This is a genomic window from Mesorhizobium sp. P2_C4 (assembly GCF_056404575.1).
Window position 1 is genome coordinate 279,355 of the sequence record NZ_JBFUDT010000006.1, and the last position, 23,019, is coordinate 302,373.

31 protein-coding genes are annotated in these 23,019 nt (G+C 61.9%); 19 read left to right on the top strand and 12 right to left on the bottom strand.

Annotation, left to right across the window (positions count from 1 at the left end; genetic code table 11):
• Positions 1–375 precede the first annotated feature (375 nt).
• From AC1DX6_RS23260 to AC1DX6_RS23280, 5 genes are all read right to left on the bottom strand, one after another.
• Complete coding sequence (locus AC1DX6_RS23260) at positions 376–657, bottom strand: hypothetical protein (RefSeq protein WP_477317650.1); 282 nt, start codon at positions 655–657, stop codon at positions 376–378.
• A 100-nt stretch (positions 658–757) separates the two neighbouring features.
• Positions 758–1,363 carry an ATP-dependent Clp protease proteolytic subunit gene (locus AC1DX6_RS23265; protein ID WP_477317652.1) on the bottom strand — a complete coding sequence of 202 codons (606 nt, stop codon included), beginning with the start codon at positions 1,361–1,363 and terminating at the stop codon, positions 758–760.
• Positions 1,364–1,387: 24 nt separating this feature from the next.
• Positions 1,388–1,861 carry an SRPBCC family protein gene (locus tag AC1DX6_RS23270; protein WP_477317654.1) on the bottom strand — a complete coding sequence of 158 codons (474 nt, stop codon included), beginning with the start codon at positions 1,859–1,861 and terminating at the stop codon, positions 1,388–1,390.
• On the bottom strand, positions 1,858–2,172 hold the full coding sequence (locus AC1DX6_RS23275) for an ArsR/SmtB family transcription factor (protein WP_477317656.1): 315 nt from the start codon (positions 2,170–2,172) through the stop codon (positions 1,858–1,860). Before AC1DX6_RS23275 ends, AC1DX6_RS23270 begins: the two co-directional genes overlap by 4 nt.
• Positions 2,173–2,216: 44 nt before the next feature.
• Positions 2,217–2,606, bottom strand: a complete 390-nt coding sequence (locus tag AC1DX6_RS23280) for a cupin domain-containing protein (RefSeq protein ID WP_477317658.1) — start codon at positions 2,604–2,606, stop codon at positions 2,217–2,219.
• A 111-nt stretch (positions 2,607–2,717) separates the two neighbouring features.
• On the opposite strand from AC1DX6_RS23280, the gene AC1DX6_RS23285 reads away from it, so the two are divergent.
• The 5 genes from AC1DX6_RS23285 (at position 2,718) to AC1DX6_RS23305 (ending at position 5,019) form a co-directional block, all read left to right on the top strand.
• Positions 2,718–2,888 (top strand): hypothetical protein, encoded by a 171-nt coding sequence (locus tag AC1DX6_RS23285; RefSeq protein WP_477317660.1) that lies wholly within the window; start codon positions 2,718–2,720, stop codon positions 2,886–2,888.
• A 120-nt stretch (positions 2,889–3,008) separates the two neighbouring features.
• Positions 3,009–3,338 carry a c-type cytochrome gene (locus AC1DX6_RS23290; RefSeq protein WP_477317662.1) on the top strand — a complete coding sequence of 110 codons (330 nt, stop codon included), beginning with the start codon at positions 3,009–3,011 and terminating at the stop codon, positions 3,336–3,338.
• 282 nt (positions 3,339–3,620) lie between these two features.
• Positions 3,621–4,142: a single-stranded DNA-binding protein gene (locus AC1DX6_RS23295; protein WP_477317664.1), complete on the top strand. Its 522-nt coding sequence runs from the start codon at positions 3,621–3,623 to the stop codon at positions 4,140–4,142.
• A 21-nt stretch (positions 4,143–4,163) separates the two neighbouring features.
• Positions 4,164–4,562 carry a DUF2306 domain-containing protein gene (locus tag AC1DX6_RS23300; RefSeq protein ID WP_477317666.1) on the top strand — a complete coding sequence of 133 codons (399 nt, stop codon included), beginning with the start codon at positions 4,164–4,166 and terminating at the stop codon, positions 4,560–4,562.
• 31 nt (positions 4,563–4,593) lie between these two features.
• Positions 4,594–5,019, top strand: a complete 426-nt coding sequence (locus tag AC1DX6_RS23305; protein ID WP_477317668.1) for an OsmC family protein — start codon at positions 4,594–4,596, stop codon at positions 5,017–5,019.
• Between the two features lie 17 nt (positions 5,020–5,036).
• On the opposite strand, the gene AC1DX6_RS23310 is transcribed toward AC1DX6_RS23305, so the two are convergent.
• The 3 genes from AC1DX6_RS23310 to AC1DX6_RS23320 all read right to left on the bottom strand — a co-directional run bounded on the left by AC1DX6_RS23310 (position 5,037) and on the right by AC1DX6_RS23320 (position 6,708).
• Positions 5,037–5,666 (bottom strand): MarC family protein, encoded by a 630-nt coding sequence (locus tag AC1DX6_RS23310; RefSeq protein WP_477317670.1) that lies wholly within the window; start codon positions 5,664–5,666, stop codon positions 5,037–5,039.
• A 95-nt stretch (positions 5,667–5,761) separates the two neighbouring features.
• Positions 5,762–6,139, bottom strand: a complete 378-nt coding sequence (locus tag AC1DX6_RS23315) for a VOC family protein (protein WP_477317672.1) — start codon at positions 6,137–6,139, stop codon at positions 5,762–5,764.
• A 38-nt stretch (positions 6,140–6,177) separates the two neighbouring features.
• On the bottom strand, positions 6,178–6,708 hold the full coding sequence (locus tag AC1DX6_RS23320) for a hypothetical protein (RefSeq protein WP_477317674.1): 531 nt from the start codon (positions 6,706–6,708) through the stop codon (positions 6,178–6,180).
• Positions 6,709–6,795: 87 nt separating this feature from the next.
• Here AC1DX6_RS23320 and AC1DX6_RS23325 point away from each other — a divergent pair, with 87 nt between their 5' ends.
• Positions 6,796–7,683, top strand: a complete 888-nt coding sequence (locus AC1DX6_RS23325; RefSeq protein WP_477317676.1) for a helix-turn-helix transcriptional regulator — start codon at positions 6,796–6,798, stop codon at positions 7,681–7,683.
• Here AC1DX6_RS23325 and AC1DX6_RS23330 read toward each other — a convergent pair.
• Positions 7,647–8,270 carry a ParB-like protein gene (locus AC1DX6_RS23330; protein WP_477317678.1) on the bottom strand — a complete coding sequence of 208 codons (624 nt, stop codon included), beginning with the start codon at positions 8,268–8,270 and terminating at the stop codon, positions 7,647–7,649. The genes AC1DX6_RS23325 and AC1DX6_RS23330 overlap by 37 nt on opposite strands.
• Positions 8,267–9,955 carry a SulP family inorganic anion transporter gene (locus tag AC1DX6_RS23335; RefSeq protein ID WP_477317680.1) on the bottom strand — a complete coding sequence of 563 codons (1,689 nt, stop codon included), beginning with the start codon at positions 9,953–9,955 and terminating at the stop codon, positions 8,267–8,269. The genes AC1DX6_RS23330 and AC1DX6_RS23335 overlap by 4 nt, the downstream gene beginning before the upstream one ends.
• Positions 9,956–10,165: 210 nt before the next feature.
• Here AC1DX6_RS23335 and gyrA point away from each other — a divergent pair, with 210 nt between their 5' ends.
• Positions 10,166–12,982: a DNA gyrase subunit A gene (gene gyrA, locus AC1DX6_RS23340; protein ID WP_477317682.1), complete on the top strand. Its 2,817-nt coding sequence runs from the start codon at positions 10,166–10,168 to the stop codon at positions 12,980–12,982.
• Between the two features lie 56 nt (positions 12,983–13,038).
• Here the strand turns inward: gyrA and AC1DX6_RS23345 are convergent, their stop codons facing one another.
• Positions 13,039–13,185 (bottom strand): hypothetical protein, encoded by a 147-nt coding sequence (locus tag AC1DX6_RS23345; protein ID WP_477317684.1) that lies wholly within the window; start codon positions 13,183–13,185, stop codon positions 13,039–13,041.
• 180 nt (positions 13,186–13,365) lie between these two features.
• Between AC1DX6_RS23345 and coaD the strand changes: the two genes are divergently transcribed.
• The 7 genes from coaD to tgt all read left to right on the top strand — a co-directional run bounded on the left by coaD (position 13,366) and on the right by tgt (position 17,996).
• Positions 13,366–13,866: a pantetheine-phosphate adenylyltransferase gene (coaD, locus tag AC1DX6_RS23350; RefSeq protein WP_477317686.1), complete on the top strand. Its 501-nt coding sequence runs from the start codon at positions 13,366–13,368 to the stop codon at positions 13,864–13,866.
• Between the two features lie 166 nt (positions 13,867–14,032).
• Complete coding sequence (locus AC1DX6_RS23355; RefSeq protein ID WP_477317753.1) at positions 14,033–14,527, top strand: peptidylprolyl isomerase; 495 nt, start codon at positions 14,033–14,035, stop codon at positions 14,525–14,527.
• Positions 14,528–14,554: 27 nt separating this feature from the next.
• Entirely contained in the window at positions 14,555–15,067 is a 513-nt protein-coding gene (locus AC1DX6_RS23360) for a peptidylprolyl isomerase (RefSeq protein ID WP_477243054.1), read from the top strand.
• A 12-nt stretch (positions 15,068–15,079) separates the two neighbouring features.
• Positions 15,080–15,529 carry a DMT family transporter gene (locus AC1DX6_RS23365; RefSeq protein WP_477317688.1) on the top strand — a complete coding sequence of 150 codons (450 nt, stop codon included), beginning with the start codon at positions 15,080–15,082 and terminating at the stop codon, positions 15,527–15,529.
• Positions 15,529–16,614 carry a tRNA preQ1(34) S-adenosylmethionine ribosyltransferase-isomerase QueA gene (gene queA / locus AC1DX6_RS23370; RefSeq protein WP_477317690.1) on the top strand — a complete coding sequence of 362 codons (1,086 nt, stop codon included), beginning with the start codon at positions 15,529–15,531 and terminating at the stop codon, positions 16,612–16,614. Before AC1DX6_RS23365 ends, queA begins: the two co-directional genes overlap by 1 nt.
• Positions 16,604–16,873 (top strand): hypothetical protein, encoded by a 270-nt coding sequence (locus AC1DX6_RS23375; protein ID WP_477317692.1) that lies wholly within the window; start codon positions 16,604–16,606, stop codon positions 16,871–16,873. The genes queA and AC1DX6_RS23375 overlap by 11 nt, the downstream gene beginning before the upstream one ends.
• The gene (gene tgt, locus AC1DX6_RS23380) at positions 16,866–17,996 is read left to right on the top strand and encodes a tRNA guanosine(34) transglycosylase Tgt (RefSeq protein ID WP_477317694.1); all 1,131 of its coding nucleotides are present in this window, start codon (positions 16,866–16,868) and stop codon (positions 17,994–17,996) included. Before AC1DX6_RS23375 ends, tgt begins: the two co-directional genes overlap by 8 nt.
• A 3-nt stretch (positions 17,997–17,999) precedes the next feature.
• Here the strand turns inward: tgt and AC1DX6_RS23385 are convergent, their stop codons facing one another.
• Positions 18,000–18,434 (bottom strand): DUF4864 domain-containing protein, encoded by a 435-nt coding sequence (locus tag AC1DX6_RS23385; RefSeq protein ID WP_477317696.1) that lies wholly within the window; start codon positions 18,432–18,434, stop codon positions 18,000–18,002.
• A gap of 209 nt (positions 18,435–18,643) precedes the next feature.
• On the opposite strand from AC1DX6_RS23385, the gene AC1DX6_RS23390 reads away from it, so the two are divergent.
• From AC1DX6_RS23390 to AC1DX6_RS23410, 5 genes are all read left to right on the top strand, one after another.
• The gene (locus AC1DX6_RS23390) at positions 18,644–19,255 is read left to right on the top strand and encodes a DsbA family protein (protein ID WP_477317698.1); all 612 of its coding nucleotides are present in this window, start codon (positions 18,644–18,646) and stop codon (positions 19,253–19,255) included.
• An 81-nt stretch (positions 19,256–19,336) separates the two neighbouring features.
• Positions 19,337–19,573 (top strand): Lrp/AsnC ligand binding domain-containing protein, encoded by a 237-nt coding sequence (locus AC1DX6_RS23395; RefSeq protein ID WP_023674883.1) that lies wholly within the window; start codon positions 19,337–19,339, stop codon positions 19,571–19,573.
• A gap of 172 nt (positions 19,574–19,745) precedes the next feature.
• Positions 19,746–21,158 (top strand): circularly permuted type 2 ATP-grasp protein, encoded by a 1,413-nt coding sequence (locus AC1DX6_RS23400; RefSeq protein WP_477243061.1) that lies wholly within the window; start codon positions 19,746–19,748, stop codon positions 21,156–21,158.
• Positions 21,159–21,179: 21 nt separating this feature from the next.
• Positions 21,180–22,121, top strand: coding sequence for an alpha-E domain-containing protein (locus AC1DX6_RS23405; protein ID WP_477317700.1), 942 nt, complete (start codon positions 21,180–21,182; stop codon positions 22,119–22,121).
• Between the two features lie 85 nt (positions 22,122–22,206).
• The gene (locus tag AC1DX6_RS23410) at positions 22,207–23,001 is read left to right on the top strand and encodes a transglutaminase family protein (protein WP_477317701.1); all 795 of its coding nucleotides are present in this window, start codon (positions 22,207–22,209) and stop codon (positions 22,999–23,001) included.
• Positions 23,002–23,019: the final 18 nt, after the last annotated feature.

Genomic DNA, 23,019 nt, shown 5'->3' on the forward strand with positions numbered 1-23,019 from the left:
GTCCATTGAGGCTCCACCTATGGCTGGAGCCGCGGCAGGCATAAGTGCCAGGGTTGATTCAAAGTCTTAGAGCGTGCGTTGTGCGTGGAAGCGGACACATGTGGTTCTAACGCCTTCATTCCACCCGACAAACCGTGACCTGCCGTCCCCCACGAAAATCAGAGACTACTAGTCGGATCGTCGGCTGAATGCCGCGAAGCATCCGAAATCAAAGTCGGTATAACACTACCGGCAGGTTGGATCTGGAATCCAAAAAAAGCCCCGACCGTTTGCGGAAGCAACGGCGGGGCTGCTTTTATGGGCGGCAGTGAGTGCTGCACTCTTCCAGTCCTTCACGTGCACTGCTTCCGACGACGTCGCTCGGCCGCAGCACTGTCAATGACGCGGGAGCCCGGTTCTCCCGGCGCCGACATCGATGGCGATGCTGCCGGAAATCCTGACATCGGTATCGCCGATCTTGAACGTGCCGTTCTCGCCGGCGGAGACCGCATCGTCGGGCTCGGGCTGCAGTGCTGGCTTGGCGATGCGATAGTCGCTGGTCACGCCGGGCAGGGCGCCTTTCGGCGACGAGGCCGTGCTGTCCCCGGCAAAAGCCGCGCTGGAGGTTGCAGCGGTGATCGCAATGGCGATGATCAGTCTGTTCAGGCGGAAATGCATCGCAAGACTATAGTGCTGCGATCCAGGCGAAACCAGACCGGCGGCGCCAAAATTGCCTTGGGGTCGACCGGTCCAAATTCCGTTCGTCGGTGCCGGCGCTCTATGCCGCCTGTTTGCGCGTATCAAAAACGTGGTCGACGAGGCCCCAGTCCTTGGCTTCCTTCGCGGTCATGAAGAAATCGCGGTCGAGCGTGCGCTCGACCTCTTCATAGGTGCGGCCGCAATGCTGCGCATAGAGCTCCGTCATGTGCCGCTTGGTGCGCAATATGCCCTCGGCATGGCGCTGGATGTCGGAGGCCTGGCCCTGGAAGCCTCCTAGGGGCTGATGCAGCACGATGCTGGCGTTGGGCAGGGCGATGCGCCGTCCCGGCGTTCCCGCCATCAGCAGGAACGAGGCCATCGAGGCGGCAAAGCCCATGCACACCGTCGACACCGGGCAACTGATATATTGCATCGTGTCGTAGATGGCGAAGCCACTGGTCACCACGCCGCCCGGCGAGTTGATGTAGAGCGAGATCTCCTTGTCGGGATTGTCCGATTCCAATGACAGAAGCTGCGCGCAGACCAGTGCCGACATGCCGTCATTGATCTCGCCATTGACGAAGATGATACGCTCGCGCAGCAGTCGCGAGAAAATGTCGAAGGCGCGTTCGCCGCGGCTCGACTGCTCGATCACCATCGGAACCAGATTGGCAAGGCCGCTCATCTCTTTGTCTCCGTTTATTTTTGCTCAGGCTGCGCGCATCAACAGGCGTGGCGCATTGACGGCTATGGGCAGTTTTGGCTTGCATGCGCCGAGTGAAAGCCGGCAGCCGGCGCTCGCCATCGCCACCGCGGGCGTTGCCTCCTGGACAAACCCGTCATGCACGATGCGCAGGTGCGTGCCGCCCGAAATGGTGCGGGCAAGCGTGAAGGTGACGATGCTGTCCAGCCGGCCGGCATCGTTGGTCTGCGACCGCTCGCGCCAGGAGTAGCGCAGCAAACGCCCGGGTTCGGCATCGAGCACTTCGCAGTCGATCGGCGTATCCGGCCCGGCAAAGGCAAAACGGCTGCCGGTTTCAGGCTTGATGTCGTTCGGCATCATCCATGCCGCCAGTAATTCGGGCACCGTCAGCGCCCGCCACACCTTCTCCGGTGCGTCTGGCAGATCGCATTCGAAGGCGAGGGCGTCACTGGCGGCCGGCGCCTGCTTTTCATCGGTCATTGGTCCATGTCCTTCAAAACCGCCTTCAGCCTTTCGATGCGTTCCGGCCAGAATGCGCGGTAGCGTTCGATCCAGCCGAGCAGGGGGCCAAGCCCTTGCGGATCGGCGCGATAATAGGCGTTGCGGCCGGCCCGCCGTTCAACCACCAGGCCGGCGCCGCGCAGCACCGCCAGATGCTGCGACACCGCCGGTTGCGACACGCTCATGCCGCTGCGCAACTCCGACACGCTCATCTCGCCGGCGGCGAGCCGTTCGTAGACGGCGCGTCGTGTGGGGTCGGCCAGCGCGCGAAAAATCTCTGCTTCGATCATGGTCAAAGCATAAGTCGATACTTATTGGTTTGGCAAGCGCTGTTTTACAAAATCGTGGGAAGCCAGCGCCTCACCATCTCAGGCGATCCGTCGAATGTCGCTTCGAAGATGGGTGCCGCCAGCACCGCATGGATGTGAAGCATTTCGGAGCCGACATTTCGAAAGCCGTGGTTCTTGTGCGCGGGAATGACGAGTGATTGTCCGGCGATCAGGACGTCATGCTCGTCGTCGATCCACATCTCGGCCTTCCCGGCCATCACGGTAAGCACTTCCTCAACCGGGTGCCAATGTGTCGGGGCACCAACCGCAGGCTCCACCCATTGTTCAAAAATACAAAGTTGGGCTGCACCATTGCCGGCGGAAATATGCATCCGGGTTTCGACCCCTGCTCGCCACCGCTCAAGCGGCTGCTTCTCATGCACTACGATTTTCATTGATCGCCCTTTCGATCCGCGTCTCGAAACATCGAATTGTGCTGGGGAACCACGCTATTGCGCAAGCGTCGGAGCTGTTGTGCTGGGTAAGAGGATTTCGAGGGTGGTCCGATGGACCCGGTGCGCGTCGCGCTGCATAGCGACATCTCGGCGCCGCTCGACGGCAAGGCCTATGTCGAAAAGACCGTTGCCGACATGGCGTCGTTGCTGGCGACCGCGGCACTTGTCCGCAAGGCAGGCACGCCAGACAATGCCGGGATAAAGAGCCTTGGTGCTGGGTAGTGTCTCAGTTTGAATTTCCGATCTTCGACCATGCAAGATTCGCTACCCCGTCTCGCCGGGTGTAGGGTGCCTTGTCGTCCGATCTAAAAGATCACTCTTAACACTGAGGGGAGGACTTCGATGATCAAGAAACTTGTCCTTGGCCTGGCTGCCCTCGTGGTCACCTCGTCATTTGCGCAGGCTGCAGGCGACAGCACCGCCGGCCGGAAAGTCATGGAGCGATGCCAATCGTGCCACGGCAAGGATGGCCTCGGAAGAATGAATTACGTGCCCAATCTCGCCGGGCAGAAGTACGACTATCTCGTCCACGCGCTGACGGTTTACAAGGCCGGAGAGCGCAAGAGTCAAATGATGTCGCTGGTCGTCAAAAGCCTGAGCGAGGAAGACATTGCCAATGTTGCGGCTTACTATTCCGCGATCAAGATTACCGTCGAAGCTCCGCCGCCTTAAGCCACCTTTTTGTACGGTCCGCGCGGACCCGGCTTAGGCGCTACGGCGTCCATCTTCTCGCAAAGATCGTCCATCGACCAGAGAGTAGCCGACACGCCAGCCGCCATTGAAACTGAGACACTACCTGGTGCTGACATTCCTTGACAACCGGCCTTGATCGACTTAGAACGAAAAGAGAACAAAAACCTTGTGGGTAAAGGCAGCCACAGCAGGCGGGGATTGTCCGTAGCCTGTAAGGTGCGGCGACAAAAATCTGGTTTCGGATGAGCGCGGAGAAATATCATGGCGGGTAGCGTCAACAAGGTCATTCTGGTGGGCAACCTGGGGGCAGACCCTGAAATCCGCCGTTTGAATTCGGGCGAACCGGTCGTCAACATCCGCATCGCCACGTCAGAAAGCTGGCGTGACAAGAATTCCGGCGAGCGCAAGGAAAAGACCGAGTGGCACAACGTCGTCATCTTCAACGACCAGCTCGCCAAGGTGGCTGAGCAGTATCTGAAGAAGGGCATGAAGGTCTATGTCGAGGGCCAGTTGCAGACGCGCAAATGGCAGGATCAGACCGGCAACGACAAGTACACGACCGAAGTCGTGCTGCAGAAATTCCGTGGCGAGCTGCAGATGCTCGACGCACGCGGGCAAGGCGAGGGCGGTCAGGTCGGCGGTTACTCAGGCGGTGGCGCTGCCCGCGGTTCCGATTTCGGCCAGTCCGGCCCGGGCGAGAGCTTTAGCCGTGGTGGTGGCGGCGCCAAGAGCGGCGGTGGCGGCGGTTCGTCGCGCGAACTGGACGACGAAATCCCGTTCTGAGATTTATCGGGAGAGGGCGCCATGTCGCTGGGACCGCTGCTTGCCGCGCCCCCTCCCATTCCCTGGCATGCCTTTGCGGCCTTTGCCGCATTGGTGACGGGCGCCACGCAACTGGCGCTGCCAAAGGGCACGCCGCGCCATCGTGTCGTCGGCTATGCCTGGGCGACGCTGATGCTGGTCATCGCCGTCTCCAGCTTCTGGATACAAGAGATACGTCTCGTCGGCCCGTTCAGCCCGATCCATCTGCTGTCGATCCTGGTGCTGGTCACGGTGCCGCTGGCGGTGTGGTACGCGCACACCCATCGCGTCGAAAAGCATCGCGGCGTCATGATCAAGCTCTATGTTTTCGCGCTGATCGGCGCCGGCGTTTTCACGCTGCTGCCGGGGCGCATCATGCACACCGTCGTGTTCGGCCAGTGATCGGCGTCATGCACTAGCAAGGAAGAGTCCAGTGAAAGCACGGGTCAAATGGGTCGAGGAGCGCACCTTCGTCGGCGAGTCCGGCAGCGGCCACAAGCTGGTGCTGGGAACGGCGGCCGGACCGGAAGGCAAGACACCGGGACCAAGCCCGATGGAACTGGTGCTGATCGGCACTGGCGGCTGCTCGGCCTATGACGTCGTCCACATCCTCGAAAAAGGTCGCGAGGCGATCGAGGACTGCGTCGTCGAACTCGACGCCGACCGGGCGGAAACCGACCCAAAAGTGTTCACCCGCATCCACATGCATTTCGTCGTCAAGGGCAGAGCGCTCTCGCACGACAAGGTCAAGCGGGCGATCAACCTCTCGATCGAAAAATACTGCTCGGCCTCCGCCATGCTGGCCAAGGCAGCCGAAATCACCCACGACTTCGAAGTCGTTGATACGGCGGTGAAGTAGGCAGTAGGCACTGCCGTTCACCCCGCCATCAGCGCCTTGATGCCGTCGGCGACGAACTGCACGGCAAGTGCTGCCAGGATGACGCCGAGCAGCCGCGTCAGGATCGAGCGGCCGGTGTGACCGAGGATTCGGTCGATGCGCTCGGACAAGACGAACACCAGATAAGTGATGGCCAGGCAGACGAAGATGATGCCGACCAATGCCGCTTGTGCTGCAAAACCCTGAAACGAGCCGGAGAGCAGGACCGTCGCGGAAATCGCGCCCGGCCCGGCGATCAGCGGGATCGCCAGCGGGAAGGCGGCGATGTTGTGGATCATGTCCTTGGTGATGGCGACGTCGCCGATCTTCTCCTTGCGGTCCTGCCGGCGCTCGAAGACCATTTCAAAGGCGATGAAGAACAGCAGGAAACCGCCGGCGACGCGGAAGGCCGGAAGCGTGATGCCGAACACCGACAGGATCGATGCGCCGGCGACGGCAAACAGCGCCATCACCAGGAAACCCATGATCGAGGCGCGGATAGAAACCTGCTGGCGTTCCTCGCGGTTCATGCCGCGCGTCACCGCCAGGAAAAGCGGCGCCAGGCCAGGCGGGTCGATGGTCACCAGAATGGTGACGAAGGCATTGAACAGGCTGTCGAAGCTCGGCATCTCTGACCCCTCCCGCCGGGCCATGCCCGGGCCTTTGCATTGGTAGAGCAAAGCAGGGTCAGAGGAAACCGTCTCAACCCCGGGAATTCGGCCGACTAGCCAGCCGCGCCGCAATAGGCCTCGATGCGGTAACCGTCGGGGTCGACGACAAAGGCGGCGTAGTAATTTTCGCCATAGGCGGCGCGCAGGCCGGGCGCGCCATTGTCGCTGCCGCCTTCACGCAAGGCGCCGGCATGGAAGGCGTCGACGCTGCCACGCGTCGGCGCGGCGAAGCAGAAATGCAGGCCGGACTCCGTGTCGGCCGCAACCGGGCGCGGGGCTTCGTTCACCCAGAGTGCCACCGCCTCAGTGCCGTAGCCCAATGAGCCCGGCGACTGGCTGAGACAGCTATAGCCAAGCGGTTTTAGCGCGGCGTCGTAGAAGCGCTTCGAGGCGTTGGCGTCGCGAACACCGATCGAGACATGGTCGAGCATCGTTTTCTCCGTTGTTACAATTGGTTGGGTTGTCAGCCTTAGGTCGTGCGGCGCGCCAGAAACTCGACTTCCAGCCGCCATGTCGCACCGTCGTCATGCGAACGTTCACCCAGCCAGCGGAAGGAATTCTCGGTAATCCGGGAAAAACTCCACCGCACCGCAGAGCCGGTGCCGTCGACCCCTTGCTGGACGATGGTATCGCCCTCGGCACGGCCGAGTTGACGGCTGTAATACTGGTTGCGCGGATCGCTCCAGAAGATGTGCCAGGCATCATTGCCCGGGTCGTAGACGCGCAATGTCGTGCCGTAGAAAGTCCATTTGCCAAGCGATGGCGAGGGACCGGCATCCCGCGCCGGCAGGATCCACACATCCTGGACCGCCCGGCCCTCGAGAACCCAGCCGAAGTGAACCTCGCCGCGCCCGCTGAGCACCGTGCCGTCCTCGAGACGGCGCGTGGCGTTGAATGTCCAGGCGCCGACGAAGCGGCCGTAAAGGCCGAGCTTTTCAGCCAGGCCGGGATTGGGCCCATCGTTGTGCAAGGCTTCGGCAAAGGAGGTTGAATCGGTCATGGTTGCTGCCTTCGTGCTGTCAGGAGACTGCAGACGTTAGGTCCGGGCAGGGTTCTGGGCTTGGGAAAAATTGCTATAGTTCGGGCCATGACAGCGAGCACGCAAATCCTGGCATCGGGACGAGGCTGGCACGTCGCGGATGTGGTCTGCACCGCCAGCGCCGCCGACAGGCCGTTCGAGGAAGAACACCAGAATTTCTGCGTCGCCGCGGTGGCCAACGGCACGTTCCGCTACCGCACACGCCAGGGCACGGCGATGCTGGCGCCCGGCGCCCTTCTGTTCGGCAACCCCGGTTCCTGCTACGAATGCGGCCACGAGCATGGTGCCGGCGACCGCTGCCTCTCCTTCCATTTTTCTCCGGCCTATCTGGAACAGGTCGCAGCCGACGTGTCGGGCGTGAAAAAGGTAGCCTTCGAGATGCCGCGACTGCCGCCTCTGCCGGCGTTGGCATCACTGCTGGCCGAGGCGGAGGCCGCGCGCGAAACGGCCGATCTGGAAGCGTTCGAGGAACTTGGTCTGCGCATTGCCGGCGCCGCTCTGACTGCGGCTTCCGGCGCTGCACCAGTTGGCCGGGCGCCGAGCCGCCGCGACCAGAAACGGGTCGCGGAAGCCGTGCGGCGGATCGAACTCGATGCCGATAGGCCGATTTCGCTTGCCGGGCTTGCCGACGAAACGGCTACCAGTCCCTATCATTTCCTGCGGACGTTCCGGCAGGTGGCCGGGATGACCCCCTACCAGTTTCTTTTGCGAACCCGGCTGCACCGGGCAGCAGTACGGTTGCGAACATCGGATGAGGCGATTTCGGCGATCGCCTTCGATGCCGGGTTCAACGATCTGTCGACCTTCAACCGCCGCTTCCGAAAGGTGATGGGTGCGACGCCCGGCGCCTATCGGGCATGCCGCGTTTCATCGCCGAACGCGGCTGCGGCCTTGCAAAGTCAGTCCTCGGTCGGTCCGCACCAACCCGGCAGGTAGTCAGCATCCTTGCTCCTGGCCAAGGCAAGCGCATCCTTCATCGCCTTGTCGAAGTTCTTCGCAATGGCATGGCGGTGGATGCGCCGACGCAGGAAATCCGCCCAGATGAATTCGCTGAATGGCGTCGTGTCCTTGGCAAAGCCGCCCATCCGACGCAGTTCGCCCGCTACGCTGCGGTAAGGATCATCGATCAGCTCGCCGATTGTCTTGGGAATTGCCGAGTAGTCGCGGCGCCGACCGTTCTCATCGAACGGGTGCATCCAGCCGCGGTTGTCGAGCACGAAAAGAAACGCTTCCTTGTCGAGCGCGGACAGGTCGCTGATCACGGTCACAAGCACGTCCTTGACGCCTTCCTCGAGCAGCGCGCGGGCGAGGTGATGGTGATCGGTGACGTAGTTACGATTTTTGGGACCCAAAACCACCGGCACCATGTGTTTACCGAGAAAAGCGCCGGTCTTCTGCTTGGCGTCCTGCGCCCGGATCATCTGGCGCTTCAACGCAACTTCCCTCATGCCGACTGTTATCTGCGTCGGCCGAAGGTCCTCGACAGGGACCGGCGTGACAATGGGTTCTCGGGGGTCAATCATGGCACTCCATCCTGTTCTTGCTGCTGCTGTTTCCCCGGACCAAGTGATTTGATAGCGGCATCGACGCTGTGAAAGATCCGCTGCGGGCCAACGAGGTCGGCAATGCCAAACCGCGCCAGAGCCGATTGAGCGCGCAGCGATTCCAGGCGCGCTATGGCAAAGATCGCGCCCGTCTTGCGGCAGTGGGCGATGGTGTCGATCAGCGCCTGTGCCGCGGTATAGTCGATCTCCACGATGTTGCTGGCTTCCAGCACGACCAGCTTCACGCTTTCGCCTCTGGCGTCGATCATCTCGCCAAGGCCGCGTTTGAAAAGGTCGGCGTTGACGAAGGACAGCGGCGCCTGAAACGCCGCGACGAGCACGCCGGGCAATTGCTCGCCTGCGTCCGGCTTGGCCGGCGGCCACCAGACCGAAGTGCCGGGAACCTGTTCCAGCTCGATCGGTTGTGTCCGTGTCGCGCTCCAGATGCCATGCAGCAGCGACAGGCCGATGCCGGTCGCGACGCCGGTCTGGATCGGCAGCACGACGATGGCCGCCATGGTGATGAGGATCAGCGCGAATTCAATCGGTGCCTGCCGGTAGACATTGGCGAACACTTTCCAGCGCAAAATGTGCTGGGCAACGAACATCAGAACGCCGGCCAATGCCGCCTGCGGGACATCGGCGAGCAGGCCGCCGCCAAAAGCGCCGAGCACAAGCACGATGGCCGCGGCGATCAAGCCTGAAAACTGCGAACGTCCGCCCGACTGGGCGACGATTGCGGTGCGCGGCGGGCTGGCATTGACCGCGAAGGCGCCGAACAGGCCACACAGAATGCTGCCGGCGCCGACGCCGACAAAGTCGCGGTTGATGTCGGGCGCCTCGCCGACGAAGGAGCGGCTGGTCGCCGCCGTCTGCACCATGACGACGATGGCGATCAGCAGCGCCAACGGCAGCAGCGCCTGCGCATCGTCAAGGCCGACCAGCGGCATGCTGGCCCGCGGCAGTCCGTTCGGCAAGGCGCCGAGCACCTCGACGCCTTGGTCTTTGAGGCCGAAGGCCGCAACCGCCGCGGTGGCCAGCACCATGCCTATCAGGGCGCCGGGGATGCGGGCGCTGATGCGTTCGGCGCCGAACACGATGGCGAACACGCCAAGGCCAAGCGCCAAGCTCCACGGGTTGGTGAGGTGGAGATTGGCGGCGATTTCAGCGACCCGGCGCAGCGTCTCACCGCTTTCGGGCGGCAGGCCGAGCAATCCCGGCAGTTGCGAAACGATGATATGGACCGAAATGCCGGCCAGAAACCCTGTCGTCACCGGCACCGAGAGCAGGTCGGCGATCCAGCCAAGCCGGAAGATGCCGCTCAAACCCACCAGCAGCCCGACCATCAGCGCCAGCATCGCCGCCAGCGCCAGATAGTGCGCCGAACCGGCAACGGCGATGAGGGCGAGACCGCCGGCAAACAGCGGCGTGATGGTCGAATCCGCGCCGGACGACAGATGGCGATTGGCGCCAAGCAGGGCAAAGGCCAGCGATCCCGCGACAAAGGCGAAAAAGCCGACCTCGGGGGCAAAGCCGCCAAGGCGTGCTGTCGCCATCTGTTCGGGGATGGCGATCGCCGCCAGCGTGAGCCCGGCGGCCAGATCGCCATTGAGATCTCTCAGCCGCCAACCGCTCAGCGCTCGCAAAGGCAGCCACCAATTCATCGTGCTTACGGCTCGGGCTTGAGAAAACAGTCCATCGCAGGCTTTTGCCCTGGTGGCGGCGAAATGCGTTATGGCCAAATCGTCGCAATCAGCGGTATCCATTTGAAATTACCACCGAAATTGTCGTTGGAAAAGTGCCGCGAATGTTGGAGTTTCGGTCCTGCTTCCTATATAAGCGGCAAGTGATTCCTGATTAGATTGTGACGCGATTTGACCGACCAGAAGACACCGCGCGGCGCCGACGGCGGCCCCACTGGCATCGAGCCGATATCCATCATCGAGGAGATGCAGCGCTCCTATCTCGATTACGCCATGAGCGTGATCGTCAGCCGTGCGTTGCCGGACGTGCGCGACGGCCTGAAGCCGGTGCATCGCCGCATTCTCTACGCTGCCCATGAGAGCGGCTACCACTGGAACCGCAAATATGTGAAGTCGGCCCGCCCGGTCGCCGACGTAATGGGTAAATACCATCCGCACGGCGACGCCTCCATCTATGACGCCTTGGTGCGCATGGCGCAGGACTGGTCGCTGCGCGTGCCGCTGATCGACGGACAAGGCAATTTCGGCTCAATCGACGGCGATCCGCCGGCGGCGATGCGCTACACCGAATCGCGGCTGACCAAGGTCGCGCACGAGCTGCTCGAGGATATCGACAAGGAAACCGTCGATTTCCAGGACACGTATGACGCCTCCGACACCGAGCCGAAGGTGCTGCCGGCACGCTTCCCGAACCTCCTGGTCAATGGTTCCGGCGGCATTGCCGTCGGCATGGCCACCAACATTCCGCCGCACAATCTCGCCGAAGTCTGCAACGGCGCCATCGCCATCATCGACAATCCGGCGATCGACCTGCCGGCGCTGATGGAGATCATTCCAGGCCCTGATTTCCCCACCGGCGGCATCGTGCTCGGCCGCTCCGGTATCTACAGCGCCTATTCGACCGGCCGTGGTTCGATCGTCATGCGCGGCAAGGTCAACGTCGAACAGCGCGGCAACGACCGTGAATCGATCATCATCACCGAGGTTCCCTACCAAGTGAACAAGTCGTCGATGATCGAGAAGATGGCCGAACTGGTGCGCGACAAGCGCATCGAGGGCATTTCCGACATCCGCGACGAAAGCGACCGCCAGGGTTACCGCGTCGTCATCGAACTGAAGCGCGACGCCGTCGCCGACGTCATTCTCAACCAGCTCTATCGCTTCACGCCTCTGCAGACCTCGTTCGGTGCCAACATGGTGGCGCTGAACGGCGGCAAGCCGGAAGTGATGACGCTGACCGACATGCTGAAGGCGTTCGTCGGCTTTCGCGAAGAGGTGATCAGCCGGCGCACGAAATTCCTGCTGCGCAAGGCGCGCGACCGCGCCCATGTGCTGGTCGGCCTGGCGATTGCCGTCGCCAACATCGACGAAGTGATCAAGCTGATCCGCACCGCCCCCGATCCGCAGACGGCGCGCGAGCAGTTGATGGAGCGGCGCTGGCCCTCGGGCGACGTCGAATCGCTGATCCTGTTGATCGACGACCCGCGCCACCGCATCAACGAGGACGGCACCTACAATCTGTCCGAGGAACAGGCTCGCGCCATCCTCGAACTGCGCCTCCAGCGGCTGACTGCGCTCGGCCGTGACGAAATCGCCGACGAGTTGAATACGATCGGCGCGGAAATCATTGATTATCTTGACATCTTGTCGTCCCGCGCGCGCATCCAGCAGATCGTCAAGGACGAGCTGACCGCAGTGCGCGACGAGTTCGGCACGCCACGTCGCACCGAGCTCACCGATGGCGGCGCCGACATGGAAGACGAGGACCTCATCCAGCGCGAGGACATGGTCGTTACTGTTACTCATGAGGGCTACATCAAGCGCGTACCGCTGTCGCTTTATCGGGCGCAAGGTCGGGGTGGTAAGGGCCGCTCCGGTATGTCCACTAAAGACGAGGATTTTGTCACACGGCTGTTCGTTGCCAACACCCACACGCCGGTGCTGTTCTTCTCGTCACGCGGCATTGTCTACAAGGAAAAGGTCTGGCGGCTGCCGATCGGCAATCCGCAGTCCCGCGGCAAATTTCTTCGCAATATGCTGCCACTCGAGGAAGGTGAGCGCATCACCACTATTATGCCATTACCCGAGGAAGAAGAGCGGTGGGGCGAACTTGATGTGATGTTCGCCACCACGCGCGGCACGGTGCGACGCAACAAGCTTTCCGACTTCGTCCAGGTCAACCGCAACGGCAAGATCGCCATGAAGCTGGATGAGGAAGGCGACGAGATCCTCGGCGTCGAGACTTGTACCGACAATCACGACGTGCTGCTGACCGCCAATTCTGGCCAATGTATCCGCTTTCCAGTTACCGATGTGCGCGTATTCAAGGGCCGGGATTCGACTGGTGTGCGCGGTTTGAGCATGGGCGATGAAGATCGCGCCATTTCAATGACTATCCTTGAGCATGTTGAAGCCACCCCTGCGGAGAGGGCGGCTTACCTGAAGCGCTCCGGGGCCGAGCGCCGGGCTGCCATCGGTGCGACCTCTGTGGAAGAAGACGAAATCTCACTTACGAATGAGGAAGTCGGCGAAGAGGCCGAATTGGATGAAGTGCGCTATGCAACCCTGAAGGATCATGAGCAATTCGTCCTTACGGTCACTGCATTCGGATATGGCAAGCGCTCGTCTTCCTACGATTTCCGTCTTGCAAATCGCGGCGGAAAGGGCATTCGGGCGACGGATATTTCGAAGCGCGATGAGATTGGACCACTGGTAGCGGCCTTTCCTGTCGTTGACGAAGACGAGATCATGCTCGTTACCGACGGCGGGAAGGTGATCCGTTCGCCTGTGCACAGTTCTGATCCGAAGAAATCCATCCGCATCATCAGTCGTACGTCTAAGGGCGTTACCATCTTCGATACCGCCGAAGGCGAGAAGGTCGTCTCCGTTGAGCGGATTTCGGAACCGCAATCGGATGAGGAAGAGGGTGACGTTGAGGCCGGCCCGGATGTGGCTGCTGGCGACACTGCCCCGGACAACACCGAATAGGCTCTGACATGACAACGCCGGCCCGCTGGGCCGGCGTGGTCAAAATGCCGGTGAAATCAGTAGTGGCGATGGGGCTTGCGGACGCCGAAGCCTTCGAAGCGCTTGGTCTTGACGCGGACGCGCTCGGCTTCCTGATGCAGCCCGAAGGCGGTGGCGATCAGCATTGCGACGGTCATTGCGGTGGCGAGCATGTAGATCAGCATGTGCGTGTTCTCCTGCTTCAACAACGATTTTGGTCCGGTTTGGTTTCACCGTCTGTGAAACCACTTACATGGCTGCCGTTGAATTCTTCGTGAGCGGCCCGTTCATCTGTCGTTCATGGCGGCCAAAAGGTTCACCTGCGCATTTGCCTTTGCCCGAGAGGCTCGCTAGAAGCACCTGCCATGACCGAACGCATCGCTCTCTATGCCGGCTCCTTCGATCCGCTGACCAACGGCCATCTCGACGTGCTCAAGGCGTCGCTGGCCGTGGCCGACATCGTCTATGCGGCGATCGGCATCCATCCCGGCAAGAAGCCGTTGTTTTCCTTCGAGGAACGGGTGAAGCTGATCGAGATCGCGACCAAGGCGGAATTCGGCAGCGACAGCGCCCGCATCAAGGTCGTCGCCTTTGACGGGCTGGTCATCGACGCCGCCAGGAGAGAGGGCGCCTCGATCATGATCCGCGGCCTGCGCGACGGTACCGACCTCGACTACGAAATGCAGATGGCCGGCATGAACGAGACCATGGCACCGGAACTGCAGACGGTTTTCCTGCCCGCCAGTCCCTCGGTGCGAACCATTACCGCCACACTTGTCCGCCAGATAGCCTCGATGGGAGGCGACATCCGCCCCTTCGTGCCGGCGGCCGTGGCCGGTGCACTCACCGCCAAATTCGCGAAATAATGCATGTCGCCCAAAAGTGGACTCCGGTTTTGGGATAACGACATGCATCAAACAAAGATTTTCGGAGATAGATATGCAGCTGAAAAAGCTCGCCTCGTTCCTCATTGTGCTTGCCGGTCTCGTGACGGCATCCGTTTCGGCGTTCGCCGCCGATCCTGAAAACACCATGATCATCACGCTGAAGGACGGCGATGTGGTTGTTGCACTGCGGCCCGACCTCGCGCCAAAGCATGTCGCGCAGATCAAGAAGCTGGTGCGCCAGGGCGCCTACAACAATGTCGCCTTTCACCGCGTCATCGACGGTTTCATGGCGCAGACCGGCGACGTGAAGTTCGGCAACATGGAAAAGGGCTTCAATCCCAACCTCGTCGGCACCGGCGGTTCCGATCTTGCAGACCTGCCGGCCGAGTTTTCGCAGACCGAGCACTACAAGCGCGGCGTGGTTGGCATGGCCCGCTCGCAGGATCCGGATTCCGCCAATTCGCAGTTTTTCATCATGTTCGCGCCGGCGCCGCCGCTCGATGGCCAGTACACCATTGTCGGCAACGTCGTCAGCGGCATGCCGCTGGTGGATCACATCCAGAAGGGTGACGAGGCAGACAACGGCACGGTCGCCAACCCCGACCGGATGATCAAAGTGCGCATCGCCGCCGACAAATAACTTCGTTTTATCAAAAGGATATCTGACATGGCTGAGATCAAGGACCGCGAAAACGCGCTCATCCTGGAAACGACCAAGGGCAAGGTCGTCATCGAACTTTTCCCTGATTTGGCCCCCGGCCACGTCGCCCGCATCAAGGAACTGGCGCGCGAAGGCGCCTATGACGGCGTGGTCTTCCACCGCGTCATCGAAGGTTTCATGGCGCAGACCGGCGACGTGAAGTTCGGCAATTCCTCGAAGCCTTCGTTTGCGCCATCTCGCGCGGGCATGGGCGGCTCCGACAAGCCCGACCTGAAGGCCGAGTTCTCCAACGCCAACCATGGCCGCGGCACCTGCTCGATGGCGCGCTCGCAGAACCCGAACTCCGCCAATTCGCAGTTCTTCATCTGCTTCGACGATGCCGCCTTCCTCAACCGCCAGTACACGGTCTGGGGCCAGGTCATCGAAGGCATGGACAATGTCGACAAGATCAAGCGCGGCGAGCCGGTGCAGGATCCCGACAAGATCGTGTCGCTGAAGGTCGCGGCCGACGTCAAGTAGGGCGAAACGACGATGATGGGCGCAGTCTGGTCGCTGCTCGGCATCCTGTCCGGCGCCTTCATCGCCATTCAGGCGCCGATCAACTCGCAGCTGGCGCGCGGCCTGGGGCTCCCGGTCGCCGCCGCGGCGTTCTCGTTCCTGTCGGGCGCGGTCGTGCTCGGCATCATCTCCGTCGGGGTGGTCAAGCTGCAGGGCATCTCGCTCGACTGGAAAGCGCCGGCGCCCTGGCTGTTCGTCGCCGGCGGCATGCTCGGCGGCTTCTACGTCACGCTGTCGACAATCCTGACGCCGCGCATTGGCGCGGCGGCGCTGATGGCGTTCCTGGTCGCCGGCCAGCTCTTGGCCGGCATGCTCATCGACCGTGTCGGCTTCCTCGGCGTCGCTGTGCGCGAGATTTCGCTCGGCCGCGTCACTGGCGCGGTGCTGCTCTTGGCCGGAGCGCTGCTCGTCCGGCTCTACTGATGCGCGTCGATCTCTTCGACTTTGATTTGCCCGACGAGCGCATCGCGCTGCGCCCGGCGGAGCCGCGCGACAGCGCCAAGATGCTGGTCGTCAGGCCGGATGAAGGGCTTGAGGACCACACGGTGGGCGACTTGCCGTCTTTGCTCAGGGCCGGCGACGTGCTGGTCTTCAACGACACCAAGGTCATTCCGGCGCAGCTCAAGGGCATCAGGCGGCGCGGCGAAGCGTCAGCGCAGGTCGAGGCGACGCTGCATATGCGCATGGCGCCCGACCGCTGGTTGGCCTTCATGCGGCCGGGCAAGCGCATCGCCGCAGGTGACCGCATCCATTTCGGCCATGACGGCAATTCGTGCTTTCTCGGCCAGCTCGATGCCACGGTGCTAGAGAAGGGCGAAGGCGGCGAGGCGCTGCTCGGCTTCGATCTCGCCGGCGCCTACCTCGATGAGGCGCTGCACGCTGTCGGCCACATCCCGCTGCCGCCCTACATCGCCTCGAAACGCGACGATGACGAGCGCGACCGCAGCGACTATCAGACCATCTATGCCAGGGAAGAGGGCGCCGTTGCCGCCCCCACCGCCGGCCTGCATTTCACGCCGGAGCTCTTCGCCGCGCTTGACGCCAAAGGCGTCGAGCGCAGCTTCGTCACCTTGCATGTCGGCGCCGGCACCTTCCTGCCGGTGAAGGTCGATGACACCGCGGACCACAAGATGCATGCCGAGACCGGGTCGGTCAGCCGCGAGACGGCCGAGGCGCTGAATGCAGTGAAGGCAAGGGGCGGGCGCGTCGTCGCCGTTGGCACGACCTCGTTGCGGCTCCTGGAAAGTGCGGCGCGCGCCGACGGCACGCTCGCCGCCTGGTCCGGCCCGACCGACATTTTCATCACGCCAGGCTATCGTTTCAAAACCGCCGACATGCTGATGACCAATTTCCATCTGCCGCGCTCGACCCTGTTCATGCTGGTTTCGGCCTTTTGCGGCCTGGAAACGATGCGTGCGGCCTATGCGCATGCCATCGACAACAGCTACAGATTCTACTCCTACGGCGACGCCAGTCTTCTGTTCAGGGAGGTGAACGATGGACGATGATCTCGATAGCCTGGACCGCGATTCCTTGATCGCGGAAGTGAAGAGACTGCGGGCCGGCATTCGCGGCCACCGCGACACCTCAGGCCACGATCTTTGCTGGCATCATCCCGACCTTTGGAACCTGTTGCCGGAAAAGACCGAGCCGGCGATCGCCGTGCCGCCCTGGGAAAAGTTTATGCGCGGCTGCATCCGCTACCGGCAGTCGCTCGACGAGCAGGCGCCGGGCGCGCCGGTATTCGACAAGGAATTCAATGGCTGAGGCATTTACCTTCAAGGTTCTGGCGACCGACGGCAAGGCGCGGCGCGGCGCGATCACCATGCCGCGTGGCGAAATCCGCACGCCGGCCTTCATGCCGGTCGGTACCGGCGGCACGGTCAAAACAATGTATATGGACCAGGTGCGCGGCGTCGGTGCCGACATCATCCTGGGCAATACCTACCATCTGATGCTGCGGCCCGGCGCCGAGCGCGTGGCGCGGCTCGGCGGCCTGCATGAGTTCGCCCGCTGGCCGCACCCGATCCTGACCGACAGCGGCGGTTTTCAGGTGATGTCGCTGTCGAAATTACGGAAACTCACCGAAAAGGGCGTCACCTTCCGCTCGCATATAGATGGCGCCGCCTACGAGATGTCGCCGGAGCGCTCGATCGAGATCCAGGGGCTGCTCGATTCCGACATCCAGATGCAGCTCGACGAATGCACGGCGCTGCCTGCCGAGCGCAAGGAAATCGAGCGCGCGATGGAATTGTCGCTGCGCTGGGCCGAGCGCTGCAAGACAGCCTTCGGCGACCAGGCTGGGAAGGCGATGTTCGGCATTGTTCAGGGCGGCGACGTACCGGAGTTGCGCATCCTTTCGGCGCAGGCGCTGAAGGCGATGGACCTCAAAGGCTATGCGGTCGGCGGCCTCGCCGTCGGCGAGCCGCAAGCGGTGATGCTGGATATGCTTGATATCACCTGCCCGGAACTGCCTGACAACAAGCCGCGCTATCTGATGGGCGTCGGCACGCCGGACGACATCGTCAAATCGGTGGCGCGCGGCATCGACATGTTCGACTGCGTGATGCCGACCCGCGCCGGCCGTCACGGCCTTGCCTACACCAGGCGCGGCAAGGTCAATCTGCGCAACGCCCGCCATGCCGACGATCCGCGCCCGCTGGACGAGGAAAGCGACTGCCCGGCCGCACGCGATTACTCACGCGCCTATTTGCACCATCTGGTGCGCTCGCAAGAGGCGCTGGGGGCGATGCTGCTGACCTGGAACAATCTGTCCTACTATCAAAAGCTGATGCAGGACATTCGCGCCGCGATTGAAGCCGGCACCTTCGAGGCGCGCACGGTGGAAATCGCCGAGGGCTGGGCGAGGGGCGATATTCCGGTCGTTTAGCGCTCAGGTGCTCAACGAGGTCGACGCGCGCAGGCTGCAGCCAGTGATCTGAAAACTGCCGTCGGGCTGTTGCTCGAGCGTGTAGACCGCCTCATAGTCCTTGCCGTCCGGACCGACGATCAGCACCTGTTGGACAACAGAGGTCGGGCCGGTCTGCTGCACCTTGCCGAAGGAATAGGTTTGCGGCTTGCGCACCGGCGGATAGCCGTTGGTCACCATGCTCATGAACGTGTCGACGGTCGGAAAGATGCGTTTCACATTCGGTGCGGCAAAGCTGTAGGCCGCAGCCCCGTCATTGGCGATGAAGGCTTTCAGCTGGCCATCGATGGCAGTCTGCGCTGCCTTGATTTCGGCATCGCCGGCAAATGCCCCGGACACCAGAAGAGACGACAGGAAAAGCAATGGAATGACTGCGAATGCGAGTAACGCGCGGCGCATGGCCTGTCTCCGTTGTCCCCCGAAGGAATCCCTGCAACAAAATCGCTGTCCGAAGGCACATCATACCATACGCTTGGCAGGGCCTCACGGTTTCAGCGACGGCAACATTCGCCACGCAGATGCCACAGAATTATGCTTAACCCCCCTTTAAGGCGAGGCGCGCATCGTAAAGTGGGTGGGGACCTGTTCGCGCAACCAAGGGACGAACAATGTTTGGACAGCCGATCGACCGGCGCCTTTTGCTGAAGGGCGCCGCAAGCCTCGCTGTTTTGGCCCCCTTGCCGGCCTGGGCGAGTGCTGCGCCGACGGTCACCGAAGTAGCGTTCGATCCGGTCATTCCAGCACTTGGCAATCCCGATGGCGATGTCACCATCGCCGAATTCGTCGACTATCAGTGCCCGATCTGCAAACTCGTCTTTGTCGAACTGAAGAAACTGATGGAGCAGGACAGCGGCATCAGGCTGGTGATGAAGGATTGGCCAATCTTCGGCGACACTTCACGCGACGCGGCGCGCATGGCGCTTTTGACCGGTGACCACTACGCCGCCGCGGTGGATGCCCTGATGACCAATGAACGCGGCCTTTCCGAGCGTCGAACCAATGATATCCTGGCTTCCGTCGGCGTCGATGTCGCCATGCTCCGCGCCGGTCTCGCTACCCGCGAACCTGACATCGACGCGGCGCTCTCTCGCACCGATGCCCAGGCGAGCGCCTTCAAGCTGCAAGGCACTCCGGCGCTGGTCATCGGTGGCAGGTTGTTCCGGCGCGGCATGCCGGTGGCTGAGATGAAACAGGCCGTCGCCGCGGCGCGAGCCGCCTGAGGTCCATCCTGATGCTTGAAAGCCGGGCGGCAGTCTGCCACAAGAGCCGCTTGTGCGTGAAAGCTTGAGCAGGGCCGGTCAATGAAGGCGTTTTTTGTGCAGATAAAGTGCGATCTGGGCAAAGCCTATGACGTTGCCAGCGCTTTGGCCGACGCCGAGATCGCTTCGGAAATCTACTCGACCGCCGGCAATTACGATCTGCTCGCCAAATTCTACGTCGACGACGAAGAAGACATTGGCCACTTCGTCAACGAGAAGGTGCAGATTCTGCCTGGCATCAAGGACACGTTTACCGTCGTCACCTTCCGGGCGTTCTAGCCGCCATTCGGCACTTGCCCGGGCACGAGGCAAAGCCTGATTACAGGCATATTGCGGCTGCCTTAATTTTAGGCAGTTGTGACATACTGGTCGCCGGTGTCTTCCAAATTACCGATTGCGCTTGATTTTCTGCGGCGACGCCAGTGAAATGGCGTCACAGGGGAGTACGCGATTGGCAGCGTTCGATGAAATGCTTCCGGAAGTTTCCGGATTGAGAAAACCGTATACGGCTTATGACCGCTGGCTGAAGGAGCAGGATCCGGCCAGGCTTACCGAAAAGATGCAGGACGCCGAGCGCGTCTTCCGCAAGACCGGCATTACCTTCGCCGTCTACGGCGAGCAGGAAGCTTCCGAGCGGCTGATTCCCTTCGACATCGTTCCCCGCATCATCTCCGGCAATGAATGGCGACGGCTGACGCAAGGCATCGAGCAGCGCGTACAGGCGCTGAACGCCTTCCTCGACGACATCTACCATCGCCAGGAAATCCTGCGCGCCGGCCGCGTGCCGAAGGAACTGATCGCCAAGAACGAGGCGTTCCTGCCCGAGATGATCGGCGTGCGGCCGCCGGCCGGCGTCTACACCCATATCATCGGCGTCGACATCGTCCGCATCTCGGAGAACGAATTCTACGTGCTGGAGGACAATGCGCGCACGCCGTCCGGCGTCTCTTATATGCTGGAGAACCGCGAGACGATGATGCAGCTCTTCCCTGAGCTGTTCCAGCAGATCAAGGTTCGGCCGGTGGAGAACTATCCGCAACTGCTGCGCCAGTCGCTGGCGGCGGTGCGGCCGCAAAGCACCAAGGGCACGCCGACCATTGCCGTGCTGACCCCGGGCAGCTTCAACTCCGCCTATTTCGAACACGCCTTCCTTGCCGACCAGATGGGTGTGCAATTGGTCGAAGGGCAGGATCTGCGCGTAGTCGACGGCCATGTCGCCATGCGCACCACCGAAGGCTACAAGCAGATCGACGTGCTCTACCGCCGCGTCGACGATTCCTTCCTCGATCCGCTGACCTTCCGCCCGGACTCCGCCCTTGGTGTGCCGGGCATCATGGACGTCTACCGCGCCGGCAACATCACCATCGCCAACGCGCCGGGCACCGGCATTGCCGACGACAAGGCGATCTATTCCTACATGCCCGAGATCGTCGAATTCTACACCGGCCGCAAGGCGATCCTCGGCAACATCCCGACCTGGCGCTGTTCCGAGCCGGACAGCCTGAAATATGTGCTCGAACACATCGACGAACTGGTGATCAAGGAAGTCCACGGCTCCGGCGGCTACGGCATGCTGGTCGGCCCGGCGGCAACCAAGAAGGAATGCGAGGATTTTTCCAAGAAACTCGCGGCAAAGCCGTCCAACTACATCGCCCAGCCGACGCTGGCGCTGTCGACCTGTCCGATCTTGACCGACAAGGGCCTCGCGCCGCGGCATGTCGATCTCAGGCCTTATGTCCTGGTTTCCGACCGCATCCAGATCGTGCCGGGAGGGCTGACCCGCGTCGCCCTCAAGGAAGGCTCGCTGGTGGTGAATTCTTCGCAGGGCGGCGGCACGAAAGACACTTGGGTGCTCGATGACTGATTTTCACCTGAAGGATTTTTGATGCTTTTAGGCCGTACCGCAAACGGGCTCTACTGGATGAACCGCTACATCGAGCGGGCGGAGAATATGGCGCGGCTGGTCGATGCCGGTTTGCGCATGGCTTTGACTCGCACGCAAAGCGCCTCGGAAGAGTGGAATTCGGTGCTGCTCAGCGCCGGCTCGGACGTCGCCTTCACCCAGAAATATCAGGATTATACCGCGGCCAACGTGGCTGACTTCCTGTTGCGCGACACGTCGAACCCGTCGAGCACGATGTCGGCGATCGAGACGGCCCGCAACAATGCCCGCATGGTTCGCACCGCGCTGACGCGCGAAACCTGGGAAAGCATCAACGAAGCCTGGATGTCGCTGAAGCGGATGCTGGCCAAGCCGATCGACGAGCGCGACCTGCCCACCGTGCTCGACGCCATCAAGCGCGAGACGGCGCTGATCCGCGGCTCTTTCTACGGCACCATGCTGCGCAACGAGATCTTCGATTTCTCGCAGCTCGGCACCTATGTCGAGCGCGCCGACAACACGGCACGCATCCTCGACGTCAAATACTACGTGCTGTTGCCGTCGATTTCCTGGGTCGGTTCGACGCTCGACAACTATCAGTGGGAATCGATCTTGCGCTCGGTGTCGGCGCACCGCTCCTATCGCTGGGTCTACGAAGCCGACTACAAGCCAACCAACATTGCCGACTATCTGATCCTCAATGTTCGCATGCCGCGCTCGCTGATGTTCTGCTATCGTTTTCTGGCCGAGCATCTGAAATTTCTCGGCGACGATTATGGCGAGCGCCATGCCTGCCATGCGACGGCGGAGAAAACCCAAGCCATGCTGAAGGCAGGGTCGATCAAGGACATATTCGACACCGGCCTGCACGAATTCCTGGCCAGGTTCATTCAAGAAAACACCAGGCTCGGCGACGAGATCGCACAAGATTACCGGTTCAATTGAGCATGATCCCGAACCGAAGGACCGCGTTGGCGAAAAGTGGGAGCCGGTTTTCGGACAAGATCATGCTCACAAACGGAAAAAAAGCATGCGGCTGAAGATCACCCACCGGACCGAATACCGCTACGATGCGCCGGTGCAATATCTGCTGCAGCGGTTGCGGCTGTTGCCGGTTAGCGGCTCGACGCAGACCGTTTTGTCTTGGGGGCTGAAGACCGAAGGCGCGCGCGAAGAGGTGCGCTTCGTCGATCATTTCGGCAACGATACAAGGTTGTTGAGCGTCGAAGGCGAGCGCGATTTCATCACCGTCGAAGCATCAGGCGAAGTGGTGACACGCGACACGGCAGGCGTCTCCGGGCCGCATCAGGGTTTTACGCCGCTTTGGCTGTATGGCCACGAAACGCCATTGACGGTGATCGGCAGCGGCATTCGCGACCTTGCCGCATCGGTCGGCAAGGGCACCGATATTGAAAGGCTGCACCGGCTGATGGCCATCATCTCCGAGTGCGTCGCCTATACGCCTGGAACCACCAACGCGGCGACGCCGGCCGAGGAGGCTTTGGCGCTGAAGACAGGCGTCTGCCAGGACCACAGCCACATCTTTGCCGCCGCCGCGCGCGCCATGGGTTTCCCGGCCCGCTACATCAGCGGCTATCTGATGATGGATGCGACAATCGAACAGGCGGCCAGCCATGCCTGGAGCGAAGCGCATGTTTCCGGCCTCGGCTGGGTCGCATTCGACGTCGCCAATGGCATCTCGCCCGACGAACGCTATGTAAAGGTGGCAACGGGCCGCGATTACCGAGATGCCACGCCGGTGTCGGGAATTCGACTGGGACAGGCGGAAGAACAGCTTGCGGTCACGGTCACGGTAGAGCAGTAGTTCCGGCAAGATTGCTGC

Bases quoted from the DNA above. Each gene is read 5' to 3' on its own strand.
- AC1DX6_RS23260 (WP_477317650.1), bottom strand. From the start codon at position 657: ATGCATTTCCGCCTGAACAGACTGATCATCGCCATTGCGATCACCGCT.
- AC1DX6_RS23265 (WP_477317652.1), bottom strand. From the start codon at position 1,363: ATGAGCGGCCTTGCCAATCTGGTTCCGATGGTGATCGAGCAGTCGAGC.
- AC1DX6_RS23270 (WP_477317654.1), bottom strand. From the start codon at position 1,861: ATGACCGATGAAAAGCAGGCGCCGGCCGCCAGTGACGCCCTCGCCTTC.
- AC1DX6_RS23275 (WP_477317656.1), bottom strand. From the start codon at position 2,172: ATGATCGAAGCAGAGATTTTTCGCGCGCTGGCCGACCCCACACGACGC.
- AC1DX6_RS23280 (WP_477317658.1), bottom strand. From the start codon at position 2,606: ATGAAAATCGTAGTGCATGAGAAGCAGCCGCTTGAGCGGTGGCGAGCA.
- AC1DX6_RS23285 (WP_477317660.1), top strand. From the start codon at position 2,718: ATGGACCCGGTGCGCGTCGCGCTGCATAGCGACATCTCGGCGCCGCTC.
- AC1DX6_RS23290 (WP_477317662.1), top strand. From the start codon at position 3,009: ATGATCAAGAAACTTGTCCTTGGCCTGGCTGCCCTCGTGGTCACCTCG.
- AC1DX6_RS23295 (WP_477317664.1), top strand. From the start codon at position 3,621: ATGGCGGGTAGCGTCAACAAGGTCATTCTGGTGGGCAACCTGGGGGCA.
- AC1DX6_RS23300 (WP_477317666.1), top strand. From the start codon at position 4,164: ATGTCGCTGGGACCGCTGCTTGCCGCGCCCCCTCCCATTCCCTGGCAT.
- AC1DX6_RS23310 (WP_477317670.1), bottom strand. From the start codon at position 5,666: ATGCCGAGCTTCGACAGCCTGTTCAATGCCTTCGTCACCATTCTGGTG.
- AC1DX6_RS23315 (WP_477317672.1), bottom strand. From the start codon at position 6,139: ATGCTCGACCATGTCTCGATCGGTGTTCGCGACGCCAACGCCTCGAAG.
- AC1DX6_RS23320 (WP_477317674.1), bottom strand. From the start codon at position 6,708: ATGACCGATTCAACCTCCTTTGCCGAAGCCTTGCACAACGATGGGCCC.
- AC1DX6_RS23325 (WP_477317676.1), top strand. From the start codon at position 6,796: ATGACAGCGAGCACGCAAATCCTGGCATCGGGACGAGGCTGGCACGTC.
- AC1DX6_RS23330 (WP_477317678.1), bottom strand. From the start codon at position 8,270: ATGATTGACCCCCGAGAACCCATTGTCACGCCGGTCCCTGTCGAGGAC.
- AC1DX6_RS23335 (WP_477317680.1), bottom strand. From the start codon at position 9,955: ATGAATTGGTGGCTGCCTTTGCGAGCGCTGAGCGGTTGGCGGCTGAGA.
- AC1DX6_RS23345 (WP_477317684.1), bottom strand. From the start codon at position 13,185: ATGCTGATCTACATGCTCGCCACCGCAATGACCGTCGCAATGCTGATC.
- coaD (WP_477317686.1), top strand. From the start codon at position 13,366: ATGACCGAACGCATCGCTCTCTATGCCGGCTCCTTCGATCCGCTGACC.
- AC1DX6_RS23355 (WP_477317753.1), top strand. From the start codon at position 14,033: ATGATCATCACGCTGAAGGACGGCGATGTGGTTGTTGCACTGCGGCCC.
- AC1DX6_RS23360 (WP_477243054.1), top strand. From the start codon at position 14,555: ATGGCTGAGATCAAGGACCGCGAAAACGCGCTCATCCTGGAAACGACC.
- AC1DX6_RS23365 (WP_477317688.1), top strand. From the start codon at position 15,080: ATGATGGGCGCAGTCTGGTCGCTGCTCGGCATCCTGTCCGGCGCCTTC.
- queA (WP_477317690.1), top strand. From the start codon at position 15,529: ATGCGCGTCGATCTCTTCGACTTTGATTTGCCCGACGAGCGCATCGCG.
- AC1DX6_RS23375 (WP_477317692.1), top strand. From the start codon at position 16,604: ATGGACGATGATCTCGATAGCCTGGACCGCGATTCCTTGATCGCGGAA.
- tgt (WP_477317694.1), top strand. From the start codon at position 16,866: ATGGCTGAGGCATTTACCTTCAAGGTTCTGGCGACCGACGGCAAGGCG.
- AC1DX6_RS23385 (WP_477317696.1), bottom strand. From the start codon at position 18,434: ATGCGCCGCGCGTTACTCGCATTCGCAGTCATTCCATTGCTTTTCCTG.
- AC1DX6_RS23390 (WP_477317698.1), top strand. From the start codon at position 18,644: ATGTTTGGACAGCCGATCGACCGGCGCCTTTTGCTGAAGGGCGCCGCA.
- AC1DX6_RS23395 (WP_023674883.1), top strand. From the start codon at position 19,337: ATGAAGGCGTTTTTTGTGCAGATAAAGTGCGATCTGGGCAAAGCCTAT.
- AC1DX6_RS23405 (WP_477317700.1), top strand. From the start codon at position 21,180: ATGCTTTTAGGCCGTACCGCAAACGGGCTCTACTGGATGAACCGCTAC.
- AC1DX6_RS23410 (WP_477317701.1), top strand. From the start codon at position 22,207: ATGCGGCTGAAGATCACCCACCGGACCGAATACCGCTACGATGCGCCG.